The sequence below is a fragment of the Peribacillus butanolivorans genome (assembly GCF_001273755.1).
Taxonomy (GTDB): domain Bacteria; phylum Bacillota; class Bacilli; order Bacillales; family DSM-1321; genus Peribacillus; species Peribacillus butanolivorans.
Genome location: NZ_LGYA01000001.1, coordinates 1780235 through 1805088 on the forward strand (window position 1 = coordinate 1780235; position 24854 = coordinate 1805088).

The following is a 24854-nucleotide window of genomic DNA, read 5'->3' on the forward strand; positions in this document are numbered from 1 at the left end:
GATTTTATTGCAATTGTTATTATGCTGTTTTTTTTTGAATCCTATTTATTCATATTAACAACATTAAATGTGAACATTGTCATGATTTTAATAAGGGGGCACAAAAAAACCTTGAGTAAGTAGGCGGTGAAACCGTACATTGATACGCCATTTTTTACTCCCAAATCAAAGCAGATATATAAATATTGGACCTGCTGTTAATCAAATTTGCTCATTTTACTAGTAATAAAAAGATAAACAGCAATGCCTCCAAAACTAATAAGTGTACCTACTATTAATTGGGTGTCATCATGAAGTGCAAATTGACTTAGCAAATAATCCGGTAATGTTAAAAGTGCTAAAATAATTATGACGACCCATGATCTAGCCCACCACGAGATTGCAATAAGAAAAACAAAAGTAATAATTGCTGTAATATTCGTCCACGTAGTCCCAAATTGAATCACAGGTGTTTCAATTATTCTATTAAAGAAAATCAAGCCAATATACAGACCAAGCGGAAGCATCCCAAGTACATAATAAATTGCAAATTCTTTTCCTCTGGAAATATTATTTGCAGAAACATACTTAAACGCACTAAAGATGCCCAATATGAAAATCGCAGCAATACATACATGACCGATTAATTCCAGTAGTGAATAGGAAAGGTTTCCTTTGAATAAATCATTGATAATTGTGAAAGAAAAAGCACCAAAAATGATAATGACGATATATTTAAACCAAGATCGGTAATCAGTAGTCATCTCGTTTGATATCTGATCCATGTATTCTTTAGGTGATTGGCCAATAATGTTGTCGATTGACTTCCCTTTTTTCTCTGCTTCCATAAGATGAACCTCTAATTCTTCCACAATACTTTCAATTCCATCTGAATTCTTTCCACTGGAAAATAAATAAACTCGAAGATCCTCTAAGAAAGATTTGCTTTTAGAAGATAGATTTACAGCAGTACTTTTCAACTCTTCATCCCCTTTTTGGATTATTAAAACTAATCATTTTTTGCTTCATGGTTTAAAACCCGATTGACATTGCCCTTCAAATATTCCCATCGTTCCATAAAGTTTATTAATTCCTGTTCTCCTTTTCGGGTCAGGGAATAATATTTTCTTTTAGGCCCAGCAGTTGATTTTTTTAATGTAGATGTTACCAGTTCTTCTTTTTGCATACGCATCAATAAAGGGTAAATGGTTCCCTCACTAAATGAATTAAATCCATATCCCTCTAATTTTTCAGCTAACTCATATCCATATACTTCTTTATCTTTGATGATTGCCAATAAACACCCGTCCAATATCCCTTTCATCATCTGTGTAGTGGTCAAATGAATGTCACCTCTTTCCATGTCTTGCAATACAAGGTATATGATTATTATGAAGATTAATACCTTGTAATGCAAGATAATATTTAATTATTTTTATGTGAATTGCGGTGAGTTACAAAATTACTTACACGCTAAGGATTATTTTATAAGTGGTTTATAAGGTAGTATCGAAACGACAATTAAGGGATACTCAACCATGATATCGTCGTCTGATATAACCAAAATCTTTTTTTGAAAAATAATTAATTATCCGCATTGTACTCATAAAGAAACAGGATTACCTGAAAGTGATTCACTAGGTACGTAAATATTAGATGTGAGGGGATCTTGTGCATTGAAGTTAATTGAAGTTTCTTAATCCCCGAATTCGAAAGAAATGAATAGTACTAAGAAATCTTTTTACACTAGAACCGTGTTTTCTTAATATTCCATATAAGTGTATCAACACCTTTAGAGAAATGAAAAATTGGTTTGACTTCAGTAAGGTCAAAATTAAAGGGAGTAAAAAGTGTATTCCTACATATCTCTGCCTCTACTGTTTGTAACGGCCAAGGACGATGGTGTATTTCTCCGCAATAGATATTGACTCCATTATCCGTACTATACAAGCAATATCGCTCAGTGAGCCAATGGTCTAAAGTTCCTTTTTTAGGAAAAAAAACTTCTGGTAAAGGAGTGTATTTTACATTAAATCTAATTGGAGTATTTGTTTTTCCTTTACGAATACTTTGACAATGAAAGGTTTGTCCTTTTTTTTCAAAAGAGATTTGTGCAGAATAATAGGGCAAACGAAACCATTTCTTGGCTATTGTATAGGAGGCCCAGTCCTCGACATCAAGAGACATGAAAAAGATACCGGGTTTACCATCACATTGAACATATGTTCTTACATTGATTTCTGAAAATTTAGGGGTTAGTGATACAGATGACAATCCACGAGGATAAATTCCCTCCATAACGAAAAGAATAACTCCCAACCAGGCATATCCATTAAAGGTGTCAATTTCTAAATGTGGAGGAATATGTGGTCTCAGTGTTTCAGCTGGAATAGGCCAATGGGAAAACAAAAGATTTCTCCAAGGTTGTCGCATAATCCATTTTTTTGAAGGAATTGGCCAAGGACGGTGAGCGTTATCATCTAGTAAGTTCATGAAAAGTATCTCCTTTATTTTTATATTAACTTAGCTAAGGGTCAAAAAAATTCAGAAAATCATTTGGTGTTGCTTGTAAAAACTACAGGTATTTTTCAATTGCTCGTGACTTACCCCCTATAAAGCGGTGAGTGATATCATTATAAAATAACACAATTTACCTTTTTTCGGAAATAACAACAATATTGAACCGTTTAATTAAATTGAATGTGGAGAAGTGAACATGTCGAACATTCTATCCTATTTATCTTTTGTTATGATTGCAATAATATTTGTCCTATTTTTATTTATGCTAGTTGGTTGGCGTTGGATTATGAAACGTATAGTTAAGAAGATGGGAAAAATCATTTTAACCGACAGCTATCAAGAAAATATTATGGAGTTGATGCCAGGCCTAAGGCATATGGGCGTTCAAAATATGCTTGAAAATAGCTTGCGTGCAGAAACAGGCGACTTACTGCATCGCCCGCTTGGCTCTTCAAAAAAATGGCCACATTTGGATCCAATTACCTTTATCCCTGCACAAACGACACCGTTTCCTATTGATGGTGAAGAAGACGTTGATGTCAAGGTAACCATTGGACCAAAAGCAAAAAAACCAATGAAAATAAAAATTCCTCTTATGATTACAGGGATGGCCTATGGTATCGCACTTAGTGAACAAACGAGGCTTTCTTTGGCGGAAGCAGCAAAAAATGTAGGAACCGCGATTAATTCCGGAGAAGGCGGAGTAATACCTGAAGAATTAGATAAAGCAGGAAAATATATTTTACAATTTTCAAAAACAGAATGGTCAAAGGAAGAAGATCTTATTAAGCGTGCCGACATGATTGAAATTAAGTTCGGACAAGGAGCATTATTTGGGATGGGTGGGAAAATTTCACCCAAAAATTTAACAGGTCGGGCTCGTGAAGTGATGGGGCTAAAAGAAAATGAGGATGGAGTCATTTTTGAACATTTTTTTGAAAATCAAACATTGAAAGATATTAAAAAACTCGTTAACGAACTTCGGAGTATAACTGGTGGTGTTCCCATTGGTGTAAAAATGGGGGCAGGGGGGAAAATTGAAGAAGATATAGATCATTTAATTGAACTTGGTGTTGATTTCATAACGATTGACGGCGGCCAAGCAGCCACACATGGTGCACCACCGATTTTATCCGATGACATGGGAATACCAACATTGCATGCAGTTGTCCGGGCTGTTAATCATTTAGAAAAGAGAAAAATGAAGGGACAAATTAGTTTAATTGTCTCAGGAGGGCTATTAGTACCTGGGCACTTTTTAAAAGTACTTGCCCTCGGTGCTGATGCTGTTTATGTAGGATCTGCTATATTATTTGCTGTCTCCCATAATCAAGCATTGAAGTCTCTTCCCTTTGAACCACCTACACAAGTTGTTTGGAATCAAGGTAAATTCAAGGATCAATTTAAGATAGAAGATGGAGTAAAAGCAGCAGAGAAATTCTTTACAGCAAGTATAGAAGAAATGAAAATCGCATTAAGAGCGATGGGGAAACGCTCTTTAAAAGAGTTGTCAAAAAAAGATTTAGTTTCCTATGATGAATTGACTGCTAAAATGGTTGGAATTCCATTTTCATTTGAACCTTGGGAAGACAAACAAGAGAAATAAGTGAATACGTGCGTATGTACCTATTAGCAAATTTACGAAAAATAGGAAAAGAATTATGTATACCAACTTGTTTCATAAGCTTTTTGGGCAGAGGGATCCTGAACGACCTTATCGGAAAGAAAAAAAAGCTGCCTCCTCGGCAGCTTTTGCTGTTCCATTATAATAACCAACATAGGTTTACCTTTATCATGCATATAAAAACATGGACAAGGTAAAGATGGAATAATTGATGACTAAACAAACTCTTTTTTAGGAACTATGCTTTTTAAAGCCGTATGATTTACAAAGGTATTTGGATTTGTAATTACTATTTTTACTAAGGTTCTGACTGATTATAGATTTTATTTCTTTTTTCAACTATCTTACTAAGTAATTGTAAGCAGTGATATATCTACCCCATCTACTTATAGGTATTTTGATTAAGTAAACTAAAATATCAAATTAGACTAAGGTTTATAGCAAAAGCTTGTCTCCATTCATAGGATAAAGAAAGGCTGTAATCAATGTTATTGGATACAGCTTTCCCAAACGGGTTTTAAGTGTGGATGCCCTCATTTGTCATTACAAAAGGCGGTGTTTCTGCCCGTTCTAGGGTTTATATGAAGGGAGAGGCTAGAATTGCCAAATGTTCAATTAGTACCCTTCCAAGTAGAAGGAATAACAGAAAACACTTCGGAAGTTCCAAGAGGTATTAAAATGATTCGTGCACGCTCTATTTGGAGAGAAGGGTTTAAGGGTGAGAACATAGTAGTAGCCGTAATAGATACAGGATGCCAACCAGATCACCCTGATTTAATTGGTCAAATTATTGGAGGGTATAATTTCACTGAAGATTATTATAGTGATCCTTTCAACTTTGCCGATAATAACGGACATGGGACTCATGTCTGCGGAACCATTGCAGCAGCAGAAAATGGTTTTGGAGTTGTAGGTGCCGCACCTAAAGCGAAGTTGCTGGTACTTAAGGTTTTAACTGGATCAGGAGAAGGAACAACAGAAAACATTACTTCAGCTATTAATTACGCTGTCAATTGGACAGGTCCTAATGGCGAAAAGGTACGGGTTATCTCGATGTCATTAGGGGGACCGGATGATGACCCGGCCTTACATTCGTCGATTATAAACGCCGTTCAATCTAATATAATGGTCGTGTGTGCCGCAGGAAATGAAGGTGATGGAAAGGCCGAAACAAACGAGTACAGTTATCCAGCTGCATACCCGGAAGTTGTGGCAGTAGGCTCAGTTAACCGGCGTGAACGGATTTCTAGATTTAGTAATTCTAATGGTGAAGTGGATTTAGTGGCCCCAGGAGAAAAAGTTGTATCAACCTTTCCTGGTAACCAATTTGCTGTCTTATCAGGTACATCCATGGCTGCCCCACATGTGTCAGGGGCTGTTGCGCTTTTAATAAATAAATTTGAAACAAAACTTGGCCGAAGATTAACAGAGTTAGAAGAATTTAATGAACTCTTAAATAATACAGTTTCGCTGGGGAAACCAAAGACTCAAGAAGGGCATGGAATGCTGAAACTAAATCATCAGAAATTAGAAAAAATAAAAAAAGTTTTAAAGGAGTTTAGCTAGCCTTACAGATAGAGAACAGGTATGTATATGATTCTAATTTCATTGCATATTAGTTTAGGAACTCGCATGCAAAGAAATACAAACCCTCTGGGAGTAACTAAGGGGTTTTTTTTGTGAATTTTTTGTATATTGAACTACCATGAAAATAAAACTCTAGGTCTTACAAGCTGCTTAGAACTATTATTAAACCTAAAAAGCTACTTCAAAGTTTGAACTCTGAAGTAGCGTCTACTTTATAACTTTCTATACTTCTCTGGTACTCTGGAATCGAATATAGGAACTTCTTTTCTTATTTGCGGTACTTTCTCTAAATCTAAAGTGGCCTTTAATTCACCAACTTCTTGATTTAATTTCTGAACAACGTCTCCCCAGGGATCTACAATTTGTGAGGAACCTGCGAATTCTACTCCTAACTTTGTTCCCACCACATTTGATGCAACAACATACATTTGGTTCTCAATTGCACGCGCACGAAGTAATATATTCCAATGTGTTTCCCTTGCGAGTGGCCATTCTGCTACGATATGTAATACTTGAATACCTTGTAATGCTAAGTCACGAATAATTTCAGGGAATCGTAAATCGTAACAAATAATAATCCCCATCTTCACACCTTCAAGTTCGAATACTTTAACTTGATTATGACCGCCCGTTAAAAACTTGGGCTCATCTAACATCGGAACAAGGTGCATCTTGTCATATGTGTGAACAATCTCACCCATTCGATTTACAATAACCGCACGATTAAAGATATCTTTACCGTCTAATACGGCAATCGAGCCACCTACCAAGTTTACATTAAACCTCTTACCCAGTGATTGTAAAAATTCAATCGATCGATTACCATCCTCTTTGCAGATTTCTTTCAATTCTTCTAACGCATAACCCGTAGACCACATTTCAGGAAGTACTACAACATCCAAATCATCACTATAGTTAGCTTCTAACCAGCGTTCAATGATTTTCCTATTCTCTTTTGGATTCCCAACTTCTAAACCCATCTGAAATACTAAATAATTCATATTATTCACTCCTCAATACTATTAAATAATGAAGTAACTGGTTTCACAAACAACCATAAGATAGCTGCAAAAACACAAGGATTACAGTTACTCCTAATGTGATATGCCAACCCAAAATTTCTGCTAACCATCCACATAATAACGGTGAGACAAATGCTCCTAGATTTCTCCACAAGTTCATCCAACCTGATATGGAACACTCTAACTTTAGCGGTTTCGACAAGTTCTCTGTCTTCAAGTATATATTCTTTTTCTTGTTCATTCACTAACTATTAGTACAAACATGAAAATTCAGTCAATTTAAAGTAATAAGATTGTTATACATATCCTTCTTTACATTTATTAAGCAGTTAAAATATATCTTGATCAATTTATGATGCAGATTCTCTCTTTTGTAGGCTAAGGGGTGGTTCGTATTATAATGTTAGAACGTTTTACTTAATGAGCTTTTTAGACCGGTATCGATATCAAATATAGAGGAAATATACATTTTTACTCATCACTTTGAAGACCATACTTTTAAGATTTTATTAAGTCACTCCTATTAAATGATGAAGAAAAGAATGTAAAAAAATATATGATGCAGAAAAGGGAAATAAAGGGAAATGGAGGGATATGGCGTTTACATGCACTGAATGAAGACCAATCGTTCAGAAGCCCGATTATCAGTAAATATAGGTCCAGAGCAGTTTTGCATGTTTTCTCATTCAATGATAGGATGTGTACGATATTAAATATAGAAAGGATTGATTCTTCATTAATTTTCTCGATTTAACGTACACGTTGGCAATGGAAAAAGCTATGTTTCGGGCTCATGGGATCGGTTATGCACAATATGCTCAAAAACTGGAGCAACGTATAAAGGTTGAACAAGAACGGGAACAAGATTATTTACAAAGCAGACGTATATTAGAGGTAATGAGAGCCAATCTTTTTATGAAATGAATAGATTTATATACAAACTCAGTTTGCAAATAGAATATAAAAACTCATAAACAAAAGAGAGAGTAATCTTAAGATTGCTCTTTTTGTCTTGTAGTAAATAGCATCCGGTAAGCTATTTTTAACGCTCAGACCATTGTTGATAATCTTATCGTTCAATAATTGACTCAAGTCCTGAATAAAATCTCAGGATTAAAGAAATCTTGATATATCCTCTTGAAAAGCTATGAAAATGTGTAAAGGAAAAACACAAGGATAGATATTAAATGACAAGTGAAGCCTTGAATGACAAAGGGTTTCGCTTTTTTTATGGCAATGATATTCTTGTTTATACAATCTTTCAATGAGTTATTAGGTTTAAATTTTAAATGTAAATAAATATGAGGCGCTTCTATGTATATAATCGCTAAGAAAATTCGAATAAATCTGTTAACTCAGCTGACTTTGCTCATTACATTTGTTGTGTTTATTAGTACATTTCTCGTAAGCACACTTTTTTCTGGAATGATTGATGAAATAATAGAGCATTACATAGGTCAAGAGGCGATGACCGTTGCAGAATTAACTGCTAATAATAATACGATTATCCAGGCTTTTGATGAACGGTATCCTTCAGAAAAGATTCAGGCTGTTGCAGAACATATTCGTAAAACGACTGGAGCAGATTATGTTACTGTTGCTAATTTGAATGGAATACGCTACTCACATCCTAATCCTAATTACATCGGTAAACATACCGTAACAAGCAATGATGCTACGCTCAAAAGACACGAGTCCGTTATTTATAAGGGTAATGGGATTTCAGGTCCTGCAATTAAAGCAAAGACCCCTATATGGAATAATAAGGGAGAGGTTATTGGCGTTTCTTCCGTAGGATTTTTAGTGAATAATATAGAAAAACAGGTGTTTGAGTATAGGGTGAAGTTTATAAAATTATCCTTGATCCCACTTATATTCGGAGTGATGGGGGCTATATTTATTGCTCGACGCGTTAAAAAACTTATTTTCGGGCTCGAGCCCGAAGAAATCTCCTATCTTTTTAGAGAAAAAGAGGCAACACTTGAATCCATTCGGGACGCAACAGTTACTGTTAACATTGAAGAACGAGTTACTTCAATGAATAAAAGAGCACGTGAATTATTTCGTGATCATTCGCTAGTAGTCGGTGGGATAATTAAAAACGAGCATTTAAATGAACTCATTAAAGAGGTAATTAATAAAAAAGCAGGTCTTGCTAATAAAAACTTATTACTTGGCCATCAGCTCTATATTTTGGACTTATCTCCTATCTTAAAACAAAATGAAGTAAAAGGGATCGTATTAACAATTAGGACGATATCCGAAATTGAACAGTTAACTACTGAAGTTTCAAAGATTAAAACTTTTTCGGAGAATATGAGAGCACAAAATCATGAATTTCTTAACAAATTAAACACAATTTACGGATTATTAATCTTAAAGCAATACGATAGAGCAAGGGAAATAATCTCATCAGAGGTAAAGGAACGGCAAGATATAATTTCTTTCCTTGTATCATCAGTAAAAGATCCATTAATAGCTGCATGTTTGCTTGGTAAGGTCAATCGTTCCAAAGAATTAAAAGTGAGTCTACATTTTGAACATGAAAGCAACTTAACGAGTGTTTTAACTATTGAAGATTCTAAAAACTTAGTCCCTATTATAGGGAATATTATTGACAACGCATTAGAAGCTGCTAGGGTAAAGAATGGAATGAACGGTCAGGTTAAAGTTTCATTTACTGACTTAGGGAAAGATATTATTTTTGACGTTGAAGATAATGGAGCAGGAGTACAAAAAGAAATGGCATCTACTATTTTTATAGACGGATACACAACTAAGAATGGAGAAAACCATGGGATTGGCTTAGCCATTGTAAAAAGTTCAATTGCTTTATTTAATGGTGAAATTTATATCGATAACAGCCCTTTAGGAGGGGCAAGATTTACAATCGTGATACCTAAGAGAACATCGTTGAAAAAGGAAGAGTGATTATGTCTAAAAAGCCTATTACGGTTATGATTGTGGAAGATGATGAAGTTGCAGTAAAGATATACGAGCAATTCACTCGTAAATTAGACCATTTTAGTGTAATTGCCACAGCAAGTTCAGGAGAACAAGCATTAGAGTTATTACAAATTTTTACCCCGGAATTAATTTTGTTAGATGTTTTTTTACCGGACATCAATGGGGTCGAGCTTCTTAGGGAAATTAGAAAGAAGTATCGAGGAATTGATGTCATTCTTATCACAGCTGCAAATGATACTGAAACAGTAAGTGAAGCTATTCGAGGGGGTGCATTTGGTTATTTAATCAAACCTATTATCATTGACAAATTTTTATCTACACTTAAGCAGTACGAGCTTACGAGAATCCACCTCCATAGCGATAAATTAATTGATCAAGATAAAGTGGACTTCTTTTTTGGAAGAAACAATAAGCAGAACAAAAAAGAAGAAATTAACATAGAAAATTTTCCAAAAGGGATCGATAAGCATACCTTAAAGATAGTCAGAAATAAAATTCAAGAGATAACGGGTAGTTTAAATGCAGATGAACTTGGACAAATGGTTGGCATTAGTTATTCAACGATGCGGAGATATTTAGAGTACTTAGTTTCTTGTGATGAAATGGAGATTGAAATCACTTATGGAACCGTTGGTCGTCCAGAAAGAAAATATAAATTGAAAATCACAAAAGAATAGATACTACGAATTATAACTCGAGTAATGGATGACTATAAGTGATCTATTACTCGTTTTTTTTGTATTCAAAATATGCGTTAGTTATTTATTTTACTTTTAGAAACCATCAGAAAACAAATCATAAACCGTTTCATGAAAAAAATAAAAAAAACTATCTTTATAAAAGATAGTAAACTTATTTATCTTTTATATTCATAAAAAATTATCAATGATAATCTTCTTATTAGGAAGCGCTTTCAAGCTAGATGATTGTACTTAATACTCATTATTTTTCATTTTACAAATTTACATTTATTCACTCGGATTTAAAAAGAATGATGTACTAATTAAGTAGAAAAAGTCATCTTGCGTTTTAAAAAAAGAGTACATTTTTATTTTTTTTTGAAAGAGTTATCAACTATAAAGGAGGATATACACTAATGCTATCTTTTTTGGGATTTTCTATGGTTGCAGTTTTTATGTATTTAATTATGACTAAACGACTTACTCCACTTGTGGCCCTTATGCTTGTACCCATAGTATTTGGGTTAATTGGTGGTTTTGCTAAAGGAATGGGACCTATGATGGTGGAGGGAGTGAAAGATATAGCCCCTACAGCCATTATGATATTTTTTGCCATCTTATACTTTGGACTTATGATCGATTCAGGATTATTCGACCCTCTTATTGCTCAAATATTGAAAGTGGTAAAGGGAGACCCTTTAAAAATAGTTGTGGGTACAGCGGTCCTCTCTATGCTCGTTGCCTTAGACGGAGATGGGACCACTACATATATGATTACTGTGTCGTCATTATTACCGCTTTATAAACGGCTTAATATGAACCCGCTAATACTAGCAGCAGTGGCCATGTTATCAATGGGCGTAATGAATATGACACCATGGGGCGGGGCTTCTGCAATGGCCATGAGTTCATTAAATATAGAGGCTTCTGAATTGTTCATTCCACTCATTCCTGTAATGGGCTTTGGTCTTCTATGGGTACTTTTTGTAGCATTTACTTTAGGCAAAAGAGAACGGAAGAGATTAGGAATAATGGAAATACAATATTCCACTCAACAAGATACCAAATTAGAGTTGGCAGCAACAATAGAGCAAATAGATTATCGTCGCCCTAAACTAGTGTGGTTCAACTTTCTATTAACCTTGGTACTAATGGTTTGTTTAATAATGGATTTTATGTCGTTTATGATTTTGTTTATGGTTGCTTTTGCAATTGCTTTGTTGGTGAATTATCCACTTGTAAAGGATCAACAAAAACGTATCTCTTCCCATGCTAGCAATGCAGTAGCAGTAGTTTCAATTGTTATTGCGGCAGGGATTTTTACAGGAATTATGTCAGGAACGGAAATGATTGATGCAATGGCTAATACATTAGTTTCATTAATTCCGGATGCATTAGGACCTTACTTACCAGTAATAGTAGCATTTTTAAGCGCTCCGTTTACCTTTTTTATGTCAAATAATGCTTTTTATTTTGGAGTTCTTCCAATTATAGCTCAAGCAGCCGAGGCTTATGGAATTAGTGCTGCCGAAATTGGGCGTGCCTCTATATTAGGTCAACCCTTACATGTAATTAGTCCTTTAGTTGCAGCTGCACACTTGCTAATAGGGATGGTTGGGATTGAATTTGGAGATCTGCAGAGATTTGCTATAAAGTGGGCGTTAGGAACCACTGCAGTTATGACTATTGCGGCATTAGTTTTAGGGGTTATTTCCATATAAATATAAATATTGCGGAATTGTTATATGTTGAACTTTATAGGTTTTTACAAAGAAAGGTAAGGATATCGTATCCTTACCTTTTAATGGCTAAGTTCCTAATATTGTCTATATACATATGGATCCTTAGGTTCAACGGTTTTATTATATGATGATACTTTGAGTATCGGAATGGTTTTCTTAAATGGCTGATAATAAATGGTTTCTAATTCTCCTGTCACGGAATACCACTCATCATTTTTAGGATTCATCCCTTCCGGAAATTCAATTAACATACCGAATGCCCCAGAATCTGCGACACAGTGAATGATACCGAAACGAAACAGAAATACCTGGTTTTTGGCTACATCCTCTGAATTATAGGAAAATCCGGTTAACGTAATTTGTTTACCGGTGAACTTTCCAGGAGAGTAGTAGATGGCTTCTAAATCGGTAAGGTAGTTTTCGTCGGTTAAATGAATTCTATTATGTTCGACTAAGCTTTTGAGTGACTGGTCCATTAAAGTTAAATAGTCATCCTTACCATAATAAAGACTCGTATCAGGCTGCAGAAATTGATGCTGACTATATTCATCTGTGTCATCGTATACTGGGAAATGAAATCCTTTTTTTTCTACGATATTTGAATCCATCGTGGCAACAGGCAGAAAAAGGCCGGTGAAAATGGGAATCAAAAATAGCGAGTAAGTAAGGATTTTTTTCCATACCTTGTTTTCATGAGAGTGATCATGTCCTTGATGACACTCTTCACACTCTTCTTGATCTCCTTCTTTTAAATAAAGGTAAGAGCCCATTAACGTAAAAATAGCAAGGATATAGATAGCAATCTGTGAAACATAAGAGTACTCCATATTAATATATTTCGATATATTCCCTGAGGCGTGTAAATGCATAAATAAAAAAGTAAGTCCAAGTAATATAAATAAACGAACCATATATAACACCCTCTTTAAGAAATAAACAATAATGTTAAGCCAAGTACGGAAATAAATATATAGGCCATCAAGCATAAAACAAATTTTGTTTTAAACGTACCTAAAAGCATTATCGTATTTTTGATATCGAACATGGCCCCAAATACAAGAAAAGCAACTAGGGAAGAGGTCGAAAAGGTACTTCTAAAAGAACTTGCAACAAAGGCGTCTGCTTGAGAACACAAGGACATGACATAAGACAAAGCCATCATTACTACATTCCCTGATAGATTTCCTTGACCAATTTCAAGCAATAGGGATGTTTTCAAAAAGGTTTGAATGGCGGCTGCCAGAAGTGCGCCAATAATTAAATATTTTCCTACAGAAAAGAACTCTTCAATCGAGTGTCTAAACATTCCTTTTACTTTGTCTGTAAATGTATGAGAATGGTGATGGGTATGTCCTATATGATCATGTTTCAGTTGATTAGTTTTAAATTGAAAGGATAGGATGCATGCAATAATAATGACGACCAAAAATGCAATTCCGCCACGATAGAAAACCATACTCCAACTATTCCCAAACGCAATATAAGTAGAAAACAGAACAATGGGATTAAGAATAGGTGCAGAAAGCATAAAGGCAATGGCCGCTGAAAGAGGAACACCTTTAGCAATTAAGCGGCGGGTAATCGGGACAATTCCACACTCGCATGCAAGAAATAAGACTCCTGCACCTATTGCGTATAAGACAGACAAGACTGGGTTTTTTGGTATAATCTTTGCAATCATCTCTTCAGACACAAACATTTGGATTATTCCAGATATAAGGACTCCCAATAGGATGAAGGGAAGGGATTCAATTAGGATGCTAATAAAAATGGTATTCATTTGCAAAAGTGCCTGATAGTTCATCATAAACCACCTTCCATAAAGCTGACTTATCCATATTAGTTTTGTTATAAAGGGAAGTCAATTTTTTATTTCTGGAATAATAGTCTAGAACTCGATTGAGTAAGAGAATATAGGTAAAGTAGGAATATTGCGGAATGTATCCAGGTTTAAAAGAAAGGTTAACAGGTATACGAGAGAAGCAACTTTTTACCGCTGGAAGGGTCAAAGTGGTATTTCCTACATCAAAGCATAATTTTGCAAAGTTCTGTAAACATTAGGATCAGTCACGCAGAGCCATTTCAACAATCTATGAATCGGGAGGATTATAACATTGGTTAACGTTGAGAATGTATAGAAAAGCTATAATAAAGACGGTAGCTTTTTATGAAGTCTAGACTTACTTTAATGAACTCTATTTATTCAATTCCACTACAGGACTACTTATTGGAAAGGCTGAAATCCTTGATGCATCAAGGGTTTTAGCCTTTTATTTTTAATATTTACTTTCAGCTGATTGTTGCTGACTTTGCTCCTTGGAAGTAATTAACAACTAATATTATTGAGGAGAAGTTGTAATGGCTAACATACTGTAAAGGAGATGAATTGATGGTGGGAAAAATATTTCCTTCGTTAATTATCTGAAAAAATATATTAATATAATAATTCGGATTATAAGAAAGTGTATTGTATTTACAAATAAATTAATTTACAATGTTACTCATTCCTATAAAACGCGTTAAATTAATATCCTTGTATAATATCAGTGTAAATGGTCTGATAGTTTCTACCTGGCTGCCATAAAAATGCCGGACTACAGGGAAGTATGAAATAAAAGAGGCCTAACAGGTATTTAGTCACTCGTTCCATAAGTAAGTTTGATATTGCTGCTTATAAAAGGTTCTTATTTGACTCAAGATACTTTGTTTTTAAAAGCTCTTATTTTTCATTCTTTCTGTCCTGTGGCTGAAAGTGTGAAAAATAAGGGCTTTTTATATTAAATAATGCTTTTTATATTAAAAAATTGGAAAAGATAAATCAAAGGGGATGATAGCATGTATTTTTTGTTGAATATACTAGGTGTTTTAGTTGTGATGGGCATCGTTTACCTTTGTTCACCTAATAAAAGAAATGTTAATTGGAAAGCCATTCTTAGCTTGTTAGTGTTAGAGTTACTTATTACTTGGTTTATGTTATCGACTAAAATAGGGGCATGGGTCATTAATCAAATTGCATCTTTCTTTACTTGGTTGATTTCATGTGCAAATGAAGGGATTTCTTTTGTCTTTCCGTCTGTTATGGCAAATGAGCAAGTTGATTTCTTTTTCAGCGCCTTAATGCCAATTATTTTTATTATAACGTTTTTTGATATTTTATCGTATTTCGGTATACTCACATGGATTATCGATAAAGTAGGATGGCTCATTTCAAAAGTGTCTAGGTTGCCAAAACTTGAAAGTTTCTTTTCCATCCAGATGATGTTTCTTGGAAATACAGAGGCACTTGCCGTTCTCCGGATTCAACTCGCTGCGATTAAAGATCAGCGTTTATTGACATTTGGAATAATGAGTATGAGTAGTATCAGTGGTTCCATTATTGGAGCATATTTATCCATGGTACCTGCAACATATGTATTTGTCGCCATTCCTTTAAACTGTTTAAATGCCTTGCTGATTGCAAACATGCTCAACCCAGTCAGTGTCAGTAAAGAAGAAGATGTCGTTTATGTTCCTACTAAAGAGGAACGTAAAGATTTCTTTTCCACCATTTCTAACAGCATGCTAGTGGGAGCCAAGATGGTTTTCGTCATCATGGCAATGGTTATCGGTTATGTGGCGTTAACAGCAAGCTTGAATGGGATATTTGGTTTCTTTGTGGATGGCCTGACCATTCAAAAAATCTTCTCTGTGATTTTTAGTCCATTTGCATTCCTGCTTGGATTAACTGGACATGATGCCATGTATGTCGCTCAATTGATGGGAATCAAGCTTGCCACGAATGAGTTCGTTGCCTTGCTCGATTTAAAAGATAAAATCAGTACACTACCCCCGCATACAGTAGCTGTTGCTGTCACTTATCTGACGTCATTTGCCAACTTCAGTACAGTAGGCATGATTTATGGAACATTCAATTCCATCCTTAATGATGAGAAATCGAACATCATCGGAAGGAATGTTTGGAAGTTGTTACTTAGCGGGATGGCTGTCTCCTTGTTAAGTGCTATGATTGTAGGATTATTTGTTTGGTAATCAATAAAAAACATATGACTTTGTCGTGTAATCAACTAAAAGGTACGTAGTAAGACCACTCTTTATTTGAAAACAAATATATCTATTAATTTCGGTGTGTTAACTACAATTTTAGAACAGACAACCAACTTGCAGGTGAAAAATAGAAACCCGTTGAACTTAATCGGGATTATTCCAGCCTAGGGTAGTAGGACCTAAAAACACTCATTTCTCCGGAGATGAGTGTTTTTATTTGCATCGCTAGAAGACTCAGGTAGTTCAACCTTTTGTTTAGCTTCACATGGGGTATTTTGTGTGTGGTTTTGTTAAACAGATTTCTAAGGAATAGATATCCTTCAAAAGCAAAGAATAAAGAAATATTAACATAATATTGACACATAAGCTTCTTTCTTTGCATAGGATAGGGGGGTATGGTATTATGATTTAAAGGAGGGGTGAGAGATGGATAAAAAAATAAATGAGCAAGATTCATTCATTGAAAATGAAAATGACGAATGCAGTATTACCTCTTCCCACGGCCGAAAAAGTCATCACTCTGAAGTAGTGAAAAAGAATTTAACGACCCGCTTAAATCGTATCGAAGGTCAAATTCGAGGTATTAAGGGTCTTATCGAAAAAGATACTTATTGTGATGATGTTATTACTCAGATAGCTGCCACACAAAGTGCCATGAATAGTGTGGCAAAGATTTTATTAGAAGGTCATTTAAGAAATTGTGTGGTAGACCGACTGAATGATGGGGATACCGAGGTCATTGACGAAGTGCTAGTAACGATACAAAAATTAATGAAAAAATAAAGGAGAAGTGGTTAGGGTGGAAAACGTAACATTGAAGGTAACAGGAATGTCATGTGGTCATTGTGTGAATGCAGTTGAAGGGAATGTAGGAAAGCTTTCGGGTGTAGAAAGTGTAAAAGTACATTTAGACGCAGGAAAAGTAGATGTTGCGTTTGATAATGAAAAAGTATCACTTGAAAAAATAAAAGAAACCATTGATGATCAAGGCTACGATGTTGAATAAGGAATAAGGGTGCTTTTAAAGCACTTCTTTTTTACAATAAATTATACCCCACGGTGGTATAAAGGGGCGGGAATAAAAGTGAGCAACCATATAAAAGAAACAAGTATGCAAATTTCAGGAATGACCTGCGCGGCCTGTGCAACACGAATTGAAAAAGGGTTAAATAGAATGGAAGGTGTTGAAGAGGCCACTGTTAATTTGGCCCTTGAAAAATCAGTCATTACTTATGATGCAGAAAAGTTAAGTACCCAGGACTTTGAAAAGAAAATTCAAGATCTTGGCTATGATGTGGTAAAAGAGAAAAAAGAGTTTACCATTACGGGAATGACCTGCGCGGCCTGTGCAACACGAATTGAAAAAGGGCTAAATAAGATGGATGGAGTATCCAAGGCCAATGTAAACCTGGCACTTGAAAACGCGACCGTTGAATATGATCCTTCTGAAGCTTCCCCAATTGATATTATTCAACGAGTGGAAAAGTTGGGTTACGGGGCGATCATCAAGGATGACAACAAGGAATCGGTGGATTTTCGCCAGAAAGAAATTCAAAAACAAAAGAGAAAATTTATTTTCGCCGTTATTTTGTCATTCCCGTTGTTATGGGCGATGGTAAGTCATTTTAGTTTTACTTCGTTTATTTATATGCCGGATTTCCTCATGAACCCATGGGTGCAAATGGCGTTCGCAACGCCTGTGCAATTCATCATTGGTAAGCAATTCTATGTAGGGGCATATAAGGCTTTGAAAAACAAAAGTGCGAATATGGATGTTTTAGTTGCAATGGGAACGTCCGCTGCCTATTTTTATAGTGTCTATCAATCGATCATCGCCATTGGAGTCCACCACCATACTGCACAACTATATTTTGAAACTAGTGCCATCCTTATCACCCTCATTCTTTTAGGGAAGCTCTTTGAAGCAAAAGCAAAAGGACGTTCATCAGAAGCCATTAAAAAATTGATGGGACTTCAGGCCAAAACGGCTTTGGTGCTGAGGAATGGTGAAGAGCGCGAAATACCTCTAGAAGAAGTCATTGTTGGAGATACAGTTTTGGTGAAGCCAGGTGAAAAAATCCCGGTGGATGGAGAGGTAGTCGAAGGGAACTCTGCCGTCGATGAATCCATGTTAACAGGAGAAAGCATTCCAGTAGATAAAAGCATGGGAGATACTGTGATTGGATCAACCCTGAATAAAAATGGTTTTCTCAAAATGAAGGCCACAAAAATCGGCAGAGATACCGCTCTTTCACAAATCATCAAGGTGGTAGAAGACGCTCAAGGGTCTAAAGCTCCAATTCAAAGGCTCGCTGACCAAATTTCTGGAGTTTTCGTACCCATTGTTGTCGGAATCGCCCTTTTAACTTTTCTCGTATGGATGATCTGGGTTAATCCTGGTGAATTTACACCAGCTTTTGAAGCGATGATTGCGGTGCTTGTAATAGCTTGCCCCTGTGCTTTAGGTTTGGCTACCCCAACATCAATCATGGCCGGGTCAGGGCGTGCTGCAGAGTTCGGTATTTTATTTAAAGGCGGAGAACACCTGGAAACTACTCACCATATTGATACGGTTATTTTAGACAAAACGGGAACTGTTACTAATGGTACACCAGTGTTAACCGATGTCCTCATCGAAAATGGAATGGGTGAACAACACTTTTTATCTCTTATCGGGGCCGCTGAAAAACAATCTGAACACCCACTTGCACAATCAATTGTTCAAGGAATTCAAGAAAGAAAAATATCACTTGCATTGGCTCAGGAATTCGAAGCTATTCCAGGTTACGGGGTAAAAGCTGTTGTGGATCAAAAAGTGTTACTGGTGGGTACACGGAAATTAATGAAGCAAAACAACGTGGATATTACAAAAGCACTACCGGCCATGGAAGACCTTGAAGGGCAAGGTAAAACCGCGATGCTGGCTAGCATTGATGGTGAATATGCAGGTCTTATTGCTGTGGCGGATACCATAAAAGACACTTCTCAAACAGCCATAAAAAGGTTAAAAGAGATGGATATTCAGGTCATCATGATAACGGGTGATAATCAAAGGACTGCTCATGCCATCGGAAACCAAGTTGGCATTGACCAGGTCATTGCGGAAGTACTTCCTGAAGGGAAAGCGGAAGAAGTGAAAAAACTTCAAGCAGCTGGAAAGAAAGTGGCTATGGTTGGAGATGGAATCAATGATGCACCAGCACTTGCCCTAGCTGATATTGGTATGGCTATCGGGACGGGGACAGACGTGGCCATGGAAGCTGCGGATATTACTTTAATTCGTGGGGATTTAAACAGCATTGCCGATGCTATCCTCATGAGTAGAAAAACCATGCGGAATATTAAACAAAACCTGTTCTGGGCCTTTGCCTATAACGTAATAGGAATACCGATTGCGGCTATTGGGCTACTTGCCCCTTGGTTAGCAGGTGCTGCCATGGCATTTAGTTCTGTATCCGTAGTAATAAATGCACTTCGACTACAAAGGGTAAAGCTTTAAAGATAAAATTAATATTTTGGAGAAGCATTGGTACTTGTATCAATGCTTTTTTTTTAGGCTCTGTTAAATAGTTCTGTTGATATTTGATAGTTGCTTGTTTTCCACTAATTTGACTTACAAGATACTTCGAATATCCTGCCATTAATCACAATTAAGATGTAGTATATAACTTTATGGAGAGTGATATATAAATGAAAGCAAATGAAATTCTTCAAATACTGGATGACTTTGCTGAAGATTATAATTTTCCTGTATTGGATAATTATAATTTCGACTTAGCCCAGGGCAGAATATCAGTTTTTCGAGAAACAGATAACTGGCTCATTGTATTTGAAATAGTAGGTGTGAACAAAAACCAAGATATATCTAATGACCTTTATGTTTACGGTAATGTTACTGAAGAACAAGGAATCATTATAGGTCTTGATAATATTGTAACCTTAGAAAATGAAGAAGATTGGTTTGATGACGAAGATAACTTTTTAGTCAATCCATTCCATTTAAAAATGTTTGTTAATCGAGAACTTATCAATTTAAATCCTAAAGAAGAGGAGTATGCACAAATAGGACTCCAAACTCAATCATTTAATCCAACCAAACTCGTTCGTTTCTTTAGTTCTAAGTATAAAGAAAAATTTTGGCTTGCAACTCCGGATTTATTAAATGAAATTGGTGTAAACACTCACCTAAACCTGTTTTATCAAATAGATGAATGGGAACACACTGATGAAGAAAAGCCAAGTGAAAATAAGTTCTTCCAAAGTCTTGCCAAAGCTATTGAACTAAATGATACAAGTTTAGTACATTCTCACACGCCAAACACTCATTGGTCCAATTGGACGTGGAGTGATTTTGAAAACCAAGATGAGGATTAATCTTCAATACCTAATAAATCAGCACGTTAAAAAAGCCCTTTTCATAAAAGAGCTTTTTTCTTTAAATATTTTTTTAGAAAAAACAACAACGTTCTTTAACAAAGCCTTTTTTTAATATGGAAGGTCGTAAATCTATTCACATTTGGATAAGATACACGCCTTTCACACGTTTCTTTCCAACTGATTTGAATCGATAATATTCCAAGTCTATATAATTTGAATAGATCATAAAGGTACTTTGGGTTAGACCCGTTTGGCTATGGGAAGGGAATTGGTTATCAATTATAGCAATCCATATAAGCGATTGGTTCTGGAATGACTCAAAGGAAAAGGGTTTAATCAAAGTTATGTGTATTTTCCTGAAGCACATACCGACTTTATATTTACAATTGTAGCTGAAGAATTTGGATTCATAGAGGCAGGTTTACTTATATCCACTTATTTCTTTATTATTTATAAAATTGTTACGATAGCATGGAAAAGGAGCAGTAGATTTAGGAATTTAGGGCTTAGTATCCAACCGTTTTCCCGCTATTGAACCATGAAGCCCTATGGTAGAAAGGAGAAAATATGATCAATCAGGCTTCAAGTCTACTTACTTAGAGGAGAAGCACCCTTACATCTTATTGAAGGCCTATTGGAGTTAGCGACTCCTGTTCATGCACAAGTATATTCAAGAGTTTATCAAGTTCTTGGCTCAAATGTAATGTTTTTGGTGAGGAGAATCCATGCTTCAAGGCTGTATTTATTAATTCTTTCCTCATTGTCTCTATTTTATTATGTAGTAGTTCCATACTTTCCAACGAAAATCCCCTCAAAACCTTTCCTTTATTGTAGTATATTTATTATTACATAAATTAGGATGATTTTAAATATTATAGTAAGTAAACAAATTCTGGCGGGAGCAATACAAATCTTCCTCACTATCATTCGATATATGTCGTTACTGATAACTATTTATATATAAAATTATTACTTCCATACATAACGAGCCGTTAAAAAACATCAGGACTTTAATTTGATATAGCATAAATTTGCAATAACGAATATAATTTGTATTAGGTAAACTTTTTTTGATTTTATTTTCATATAGTGAATATCTCCATTTTGAGAGAGTTGTAATCGTAAAACTGTATAATTTAGGAGAATTTAAAATTTGTTGAATTTTAAAGAGAACCTGTTTATTCTCCTTTTTACTAACTGTATTTCGTTTATTGCTAGATGGATAGGTTTAGTAGCTGGGTTTATCAAAAATTACTTAGAGATGAAACTAATAAAGTGTTAAGAAGTAACAAATGGTTTCGACAAAATAATTTTAGGATAGACAAGCTCTATTATTTACTATGAAGATGAGGGAAAATTTCATATAGTATTGGAATGGGTATATTCGTTTAAAAGCGAATATTTAAAAGGGAAGCCGGTGCAAAATCCGGCACGGTCCCGCCGCTGTAATGGTGAGTCCTATGCAAGAAAGTCACTGGATAATATCCGGGAAGACGCATGGAGATGATGAACCTAAGTCAGAAAACCTGCCCGTTCTAAAAATGCTGTTAAACCTACGGGAGATAGGGAGGTGTTAGAGTGCTAGAAGACGAATTTGTTCTTAACCTATAAGCATTTCTGACCGTTAAATCTGGTTGGAAATGCTTTTTTATATTTCGTGATTTTTCAAATAGATAAAATTCCATAATTGAAGGTGAGAAAACATGTTTTTACAACGGTCTAGTTTATTCCATTCTTTTGTTGGACTACTAGTAATTTTCACAATTTTTGTTACTGGTTGCAGCGACACAACAATAGATCAAGAAAATACATCAGATAAAGATAAACAAAAAGTTGTTACTTTTTCATGGCCTGGGGATATAGGAGACTTAAATCCACACACATATTTTCCGAATGAGTTTTTTTCCCAGGCTATGGTATATGAATCCCTTGTTTATTACGGTGAAGGCGGAGAAATTCAGCCTTGGCTTGCAGAGAGCTGGGATATATCGAAAGATGGAAAAGAATATGTATTCCATCTGAGGAAAGATGTTAAATTTTCCGATGGTTCCCTCTTTAATGCTGCAATCGTTAAGAAAAACTTTGATACCATTTTAGATAATCGCAAACAACATGAATGGGTGGAATTAATTAACCAAATCAAAAGTACTGAAATAATAGATGAATATACATTTAAACTTATTTTGAACAACGCGTATTATCCAACTCTTCAAGAACTAACTTACATCAGACCGTTGAGATTTGTAGGAGAAGCTGCTTTCCCTGACAGTCAAAACACATTTAAGGACGGACTCAAGTCTCCGATTGGCACAGGACCGTGGGTATTGAGCGAATATAAGAAAAATGAGTTTGCAGTTTTTAAAAGGAATGAACAGTATTGGGGTACTAAACCTAAAGTAGATAAGGTGGTTGTTAAAGTCATTACTGACGGTGAGTCAAGAGTATTAGCTTTTGAGAAAAAAGAACTCGACTTTATTTTTGGAAAAGGGGTCATAAGCCAAGATTCATTCCAATTTTTGAAGAATTCAGGGCAATATGAAACCAAATTGTCAGAACCTACAGCTACAAGAACGCTGCTTCTTAACTCAAATAGAGAAGCGACTAAAGATCTTAAAGTTCGGTTAGCTCTCCAACATGCTTTTAATAAACAGGCTGTTATTGATAAGATCTTTTATGGTATGGAAAAAAAGGCTGATACTTTGTTTCCACCTACTTTGCCATACACGAAAATTAATATAAAGCCATATGAATATGATGCAGAAAAAGCAACACAGTTATTGGATGAAGCTGGATGGAAACAAGTGAAGGGGAAACCATTTAGAGAAAAAGACGGAAAAGAATTGCAATTGGAATTACTGTTTAATAGTACAGACAACATCCAAAAGTCAATCGCAGAATTTACCCAAGGTGATTTTAGAAAGCTGGGAATAGATGTTAAGTTGACTAGTCAAGAAACTAATACTTTTTGGACAACGGCATTTCAAGGTGAATTTGATTTATTATTTACATCTACTTGGGCTGTACCGTTTGATCCACATTCCTTTTTAGCTTCTATGACGACAAAATCGGAAAATGGTGGTCCAGATTATAACGCTCAATTAGGGCTGCCAATAAAAAAAGAAATAGACCAGAAAATTAAGAAAGTATTATTAACTACAGACGAAGAAGAGAGAAAAATACTATATTCAGAAATATTAACGACATTGCACGAACAAGCAATATATTTACCGATATCTTATCAGTCTAATATAGCAGTGTATCAAAAAAACATTAGTGGAGTAGATTTTTTACCTCAAGAAGCTGAGGTCCCTTTAACTTCAATTGACGTTAATTGAAGTGGGGATACTTAAAAACAACTTAAGGAGTGCTACATGAGTTGGTTTATTTTTAAACGTCTCACAAGTTTAATTCCAATTTTATTAGGAATTTCTCTCATCACTTTTATCTTGCTTCACTTAATTCCTGGAGATCCGGCAGTAGCTTACTTAAGGGCGTCACATATTCCTCCTACGGATGAGACAGTGGCAGCCCTTCGAGTTGAGCTTGGATTAAACAAGCCTTTATATGTCCAGTATTTTGAGTGGCTGGGAAAAGTGTTGCAATTGGATTTAGGGATGTCTTATGTGTCCAATAACTCTGTATGGGAAGAAATTGTGGTACATTTCTTCCCAACAGTTCAATTAACATTTGCTTCGCTTATCTTTATTGTTGTTATTAGTTTACCCTTAGGAATGATTTCTGCTATTTACAAGGGGAAATTTGTTGATCAGTTTAGCAGAATACTAGCCTTTGTAAGTGTCTCTATGCCAACCTTTTGGCTTGGCTTTCTCTTGATCTATTTTTTATCAGTAAAGTTAGATTTATTTCCTGTATTGGGAAGGGGGACTTTGGCTCATCTAGTGCTTCCTTCCTTGACATTGGCTTTTGCGTATATAGGTACGTATATGCGATTGCTTCGGGCTAGTATGCTGGGAAATTTGAATGAGCCATTTGTTGTTTATGCTAGAGCGAGAGGGTTGCGCCAAAGACTAATCGTTATCAGGCATGTCTTAAAAAAGTCCTTACTACCTGTGATAACTGGACTTGGCATGAGCTTCGGTAACATGCTAAGCGGAGCGGTTATTGTTGAAACAATTTTTGCTTGGCCAGGCATGGGACAGTTATTTGTCACATCTATATTAAATCAAGATTATCCGATGATTCAGGGGTGTGTATTATTTATGGGTGTGATCTTTGTGGTCTGTAATCTTCTTGTAGATCTTACATATTCTTTCCTGGATCCTCGTATACGCTGGGAGGGAGAGAAATAAGA

The 24854-nt window shown here is 35.5% G+C and carries 19 protein-coding genes, 1 pseudogene and 2 riboswitches; of the genes and pseudogenes, 13 read left to right on the forward strand and 7 right to left on the reverse strand.

What is annotated here, in order from left to right:
* Positions 1-197: 197 nt before the first annotated feature.
* From AKG34_RS08450 to AKG34_RS08460, 3 genes are all read right to left on the reverse strand, one after another.
* Positions 198-959: an HAAS domain-containing protein gene (locus AKG34_RS08450; RefSeq protein WP_053345672.1), complete on the reverse strand. Its 762-nt coding sequence runs from the start codon at positions 957-959 to the stop codon at positions 198-200.
* A 29-nt stretch (positions 960-988) separates the two neighbouring features.
* Entirely contained in the window at positions 989-1342 is a 354-nt protein-coding gene (locus AKG34_RS08455) for a PadR family transcriptional regulator (protein ID WP_053348043.1), read from the reverse strand.
* Between the two features lie 383 nt (positions 1343-1725).
* Complete coding sequence (locus AKG34_RS08460) at positions 1726-2472, reverse strand: YqjF family protein (RefSeq protein ID WP_053345673.1); 747 nt, start codon at positions 2470-2472, stop codon at positions 1726-1728.
* Positions 2473-2695: 223 nt separating this feature from the next.
* Between AKG34_RS08460 and AKG34_RS08465 the strand changes: the two genes are divergently transcribed.
* Both AKG34_RS08465 and AKG34_RS08470 read left to right on the forward strand, forming a co-directional pair.
* On the forward strand, positions 2696-4105 hold the full coding sequence (locus AKG34_RS08465; protein WP_053345674.1) for an FMN-binding glutamate synthase family protein: 1410 nt from the start codon (positions 2696-2698) through the stop codon (positions 4103-4105).
* 618 nt (positions 4106-4723) lie between these two features.
* Positions 4724-5689 (forward strand): S8 family peptidase, encoded by a 966-nt coding sequence (locus AKG34_RS08470; protein ID WP_053345675.1) that lies wholly within the window; start codon positions 4724-4726, stop codon positions 5687-5689.
* A gap of 233 nt (positions 5690-5922) precedes the next feature.
* Here the strand turns inward: AKG34_RS08470 and AKG34_RS08475 are convergent, their stop codons facing one another.
* Entirely contained in the window at positions 5923-6711 is a 789-nt protein-coding gene (locus AKG34_RS08475; RefSeq protein WP_053345676.1) for a carbon-nitrogen family hydrolase, read from the reverse strand.
* A gap of 1335 nt (positions 6712-8046) precedes the next feature.
* On the opposite strand from AKG34_RS08475, the gene AKG34_RS08480 reads away from it, so the two are divergent.
* The 3 genes from AKG34_RS08480 to AKG34_RS08490 all read left to right on the forward strand — a co-directional run bounded on the left by AKG34_RS08480 (position 8047) and on the right by AKG34_RS08490 (position 12100).
* Positions 8047-9663, forward strand: a complete 1617-nt coding sequence (locus AKG34_RS08480; RefSeq protein ID WP_053345677.1) for an ATP-binding protein — start codon at positions 8047-8049, stop codon at positions 9661-9663.
* A 2-nt stretch (positions 9664-9665) separates the two neighbouring features.
* Complete coding sequence (locus AKG34_RS08485; protein WP_053345678.1) at positions 9666-10376, forward strand: response regulator; 711 nt, start codon at positions 9666-9668, stop codon at positions 10374-10376.
* Positions 10377-10795: 419 nt separating this feature from the next.
* A complete protein-coding gene (locus AKG34_RS08490) occupies positions 10796-12100 on the forward strand; it encodes a CitMHS family transporter (RefSeq protein WP_053345679.1) in 1305 nt (434 codons plus the stop codon).
* 95 nt (positions 12101-12195) lie between these two features.
* On the opposite strand, the gene AKG34_RS08495 is transcribed toward AKG34_RS08490, so the two are convergent.
* A complete protein-coding gene (locus AKG34_RS08495; protein WP_053345680.1) occupies positions 12196-13032 on the reverse strand; it encodes a TIGR03943 family putative permease subunit in 837 nt (278 codons plus the stop codon).
* A 14-nt stretch (positions 13033-13046) separates the two neighbouring features.
* Positions 13047-13928 (reverse strand): permease, encoded by an 882-nt coding sequence (locus AKG34_RS08500; protein ID WP_387591929.1) that lies wholly within the window; start codon positions 13926-13928, stop codon positions 13047-13049.
* A gap of 706 nt (positions 13929-14634) precedes the next feature.
* A riboswitch (purine riboswitch) is annotated at positions 14635-14738 on the forward strand.
* 218 nt (positions 14739-14956) lie between these two features.
* Between AKG34_RS08500 and AKG34_RS08505 the strand changes: the two genes are divergently transcribed.
* From AKG34_RS08505 to AKG34_RS29600, 6 genes and pseudogenes are all read left to right on the forward strand, one after another.
* Positions 14957-16150 carry a nucleoside transporter C-terminal domain-containing protein gene (locus AKG34_RS08505; protein WP_053345682.1) on the forward strand — a complete coding sequence of 398 codons (1194 nt, stop codon included), beginning with the start codon at positions 14957-14959 and terminating at the stop codon, positions 16148-16150.
* A gap of 441 nt (positions 16151-16591) precedes the next feature.
* A complete protein-coding gene (locus AKG34_RS08510) occupies positions 16592-16948 on the forward strand; it encodes a metal-sensitive transcriptional regulator (protein WP_083450717.1) in 357 nt (118 codons plus the stop codon).
* Between the two features lie 16 nt (positions 16949-16964).
* On the forward strand, positions 16965-17171 hold the full coding sequence (copZ, locus tag AKG34_RS08515; RefSeq protein ID WP_053345683.1) for a copper chaperone CopZ: 207 nt from the start codon (positions 16965-16967) through the stop codon (positions 17169-17171).
* 105 nt (positions 17172-17276) lie between these two features.
* Positions 17277-19664 (forward strand): heavy metal translocating P-type ATPase, encoded by a 2388-nt coding sequence (locus AKG34_RS08520; protein ID WP_180320473.1) that lies wholly within the window; start codon positions 17277-17279, stop codon positions 19662-19664.
* Between the two features lie 191 nt (positions 19665-19855).
* Positions 19856-20539 (forward strand): DUF7003 family protein, encoded by a 684-nt coding sequence (locus AKG34_RS28460; RefSeq protein WP_083450718.1) that lies wholly within the window; start codon positions 19856-19858, stop codon positions 20537-20539.
* Positions 20540-20873: 334 nt separating this feature from the next.
* Positions 20874-21077: pseudogene (locus AKG34_RS29600) on the forward strand (FtsW/RodA/SpoVE family cell cycle protein); the annotation flags it as partial.
* An 85-nt stretch (positions 21078-21162) separates the two neighbouring features.
* On the opposite strand, the gene AKG34_RS08530 reads toward AKG34_RS29600, so the two are convergent.
* Positions 21163-21333 (reverse strand): aspartyl-phosphate phosphatase Spo0E family protein, encoded by a 171-nt coding sequence (locus AKG34_RS08530; protein ID WP_152952351.1) that lies wholly within the window; start codon positions 21331-21333, stop codon positions 21163-21165.
* 568 nt (positions 21334-21901) lie between these two features.
* Positions 21902-22090, forward strand: a riboswitch (cobalamin riboswitch).
* Between the two features lie 155 nt (positions 22091-22245).
* Between AKG34_RS08530 and nikA the strand changes: the two genes are divergently transcribed.
* Together nikA and nikB are read left to right on the forward strand one after the other, a co-directional pair.
* Positions 22246-23877, forward strand: a complete 1632-nt coding sequence (gene nikA, locus AKG34_RS08535) for a nickel ABC transporter substrate-binding protein (RefSeq protein WP_053345686.1) — start codon at positions 22246-22248, stop codon at positions 23875-23877.
* A 36-nt stretch (positions 23878-23913) separates the two neighbouring features.
* Positions 23914-24852 carry a nickel ABC transporter permease gene (nikB, locus tag AKG34_RS08540; protein WP_053345687.1) on the forward strand — a complete coding sequence of 313 codons (939 nt, stop codon included), beginning with the start codon at positions 23914-23916 and terminating at the stop codon, positions 24850-24852.
* Positions 24853-24854 lie beyond the last annotated feature (2 nt).

What these genes read in the sequence shown, in the direction of transcription:
- nikA (WP_053345686.1), top strand. Translation starts at nt 22,246, where the DNA reads ATGTTTTTACAACGGTCTAGTTTATTCCATTCTTTTGTTGGACTACTA.
- AKG34_RS08465 (WP_053345674.1), top strand. Translation starts at nt 2,696, where the DNA reads ATGTCGAACATTCTATCCTATTTATCTTTTGTTATGATTGCAATAATA.
- AKG34_RS08460 (WP_053345673.1), bottom strand. Translation starts at nt 2,472, where the DNA reads ATGAACTTACTAGATGATAACGCTCACCGTCCTTGGCCAATTCCTTCA.
- AKG34_RS08500 (WP_387591929.1), bottom strand. Translation starts at nt 13,928, where the DNA reads ATGATGAACTATCAGGCACTTTTGCAAATGAATACCATTTTTATTAGC.
- AKG34_RS08490 (WP_053345679.1), top strand. Translation starts at nt 10,796, where the DNA reads ATGCTATCTTTTTTGGGATTTTCTATGGTTGCAGTTTTTATGTATTTA.
- AKG34_RS08505 (WP_053345682.1), top strand. Translation starts at nt 14,957, where the DNA reads ATGTATTTTTTGTTGAATATACTAGGTGTTTTAGTTGTGATGGGCATC.
- AKG34_RS08475 (WP_053345676.1), bottom strand. Translation starts at nt 6,711, where the DNA reads ATGAATTATTTAGTATTTCAGATGGGTTTAGAAGTTGGGAATCCAAAA.
- AKG34_RS08510 (WP_083450717.1), top strand. Translation starts at nt 16,592, where the DNA reads ATGGATAAAAAAATAAATGAGCAAGATTCATTCATTGAAAATGAAAAT.
- AKG34_RS08455 (WP_053348043.1), bottom strand. Translation starts at nt 1,342, where the DNA reads ATGGAAAGAGGTGACATTCATTTGACCACTACACAGATGATGAAAGGG.
- AKG34_RS08485 (WP_053345678.1), top strand. Translation starts at nt 9,666, where the DNA reads ATGTCTAAAAAGCCTATTACGGTTATGATTGTGGAAGATGATGAAGTT.
- AKG34_RS08520 (WP_180320473.1), top strand. Translation starts at nt 17,277, where the DNA reads ATGCAAATTTCAGGAATGACCTGCGCGGCCTGTGCAACACGAATTGAA.
- AKG34_RS08495 (WP_053345680.1), bottom strand. Translation starts at nt 13,032, where the DNA reads ATGGTTCGTTTATTTATATTACTTGGACTTACTTTTTTATTTATGCAT.
- nikB (WP_053345687.1), top strand. Translation starts at nt 23,914, where the DNA reads ATGAGTTGGTTTATTTTTAAACGTCTCACAAGTTTAATTCCAATTTTA.
- AKG34_RS28460 (WP_083450718.1), top strand. Translation starts at nt 19,856, where the DNA reads ATGAAAGCAAATGAAATTCTTCAAATACTGGATGACTTTGCTGAAGAT.
- AKG34_RS08480 (WP_053345677.1), top strand. Translation starts at nt 8,047, where the DNA reads ATGTATATAATCGCTAAGAAAATTCGAATAAATCTGTTAACTCAGCTG.
- AKG34_RS08530 (WP_152952351.1), bottom strand. Translation starts at nt 21,333, where the DNA reads ATGGAACTACTACATAATAAAATAGAGACAATGAGGAAAGAATTAATA.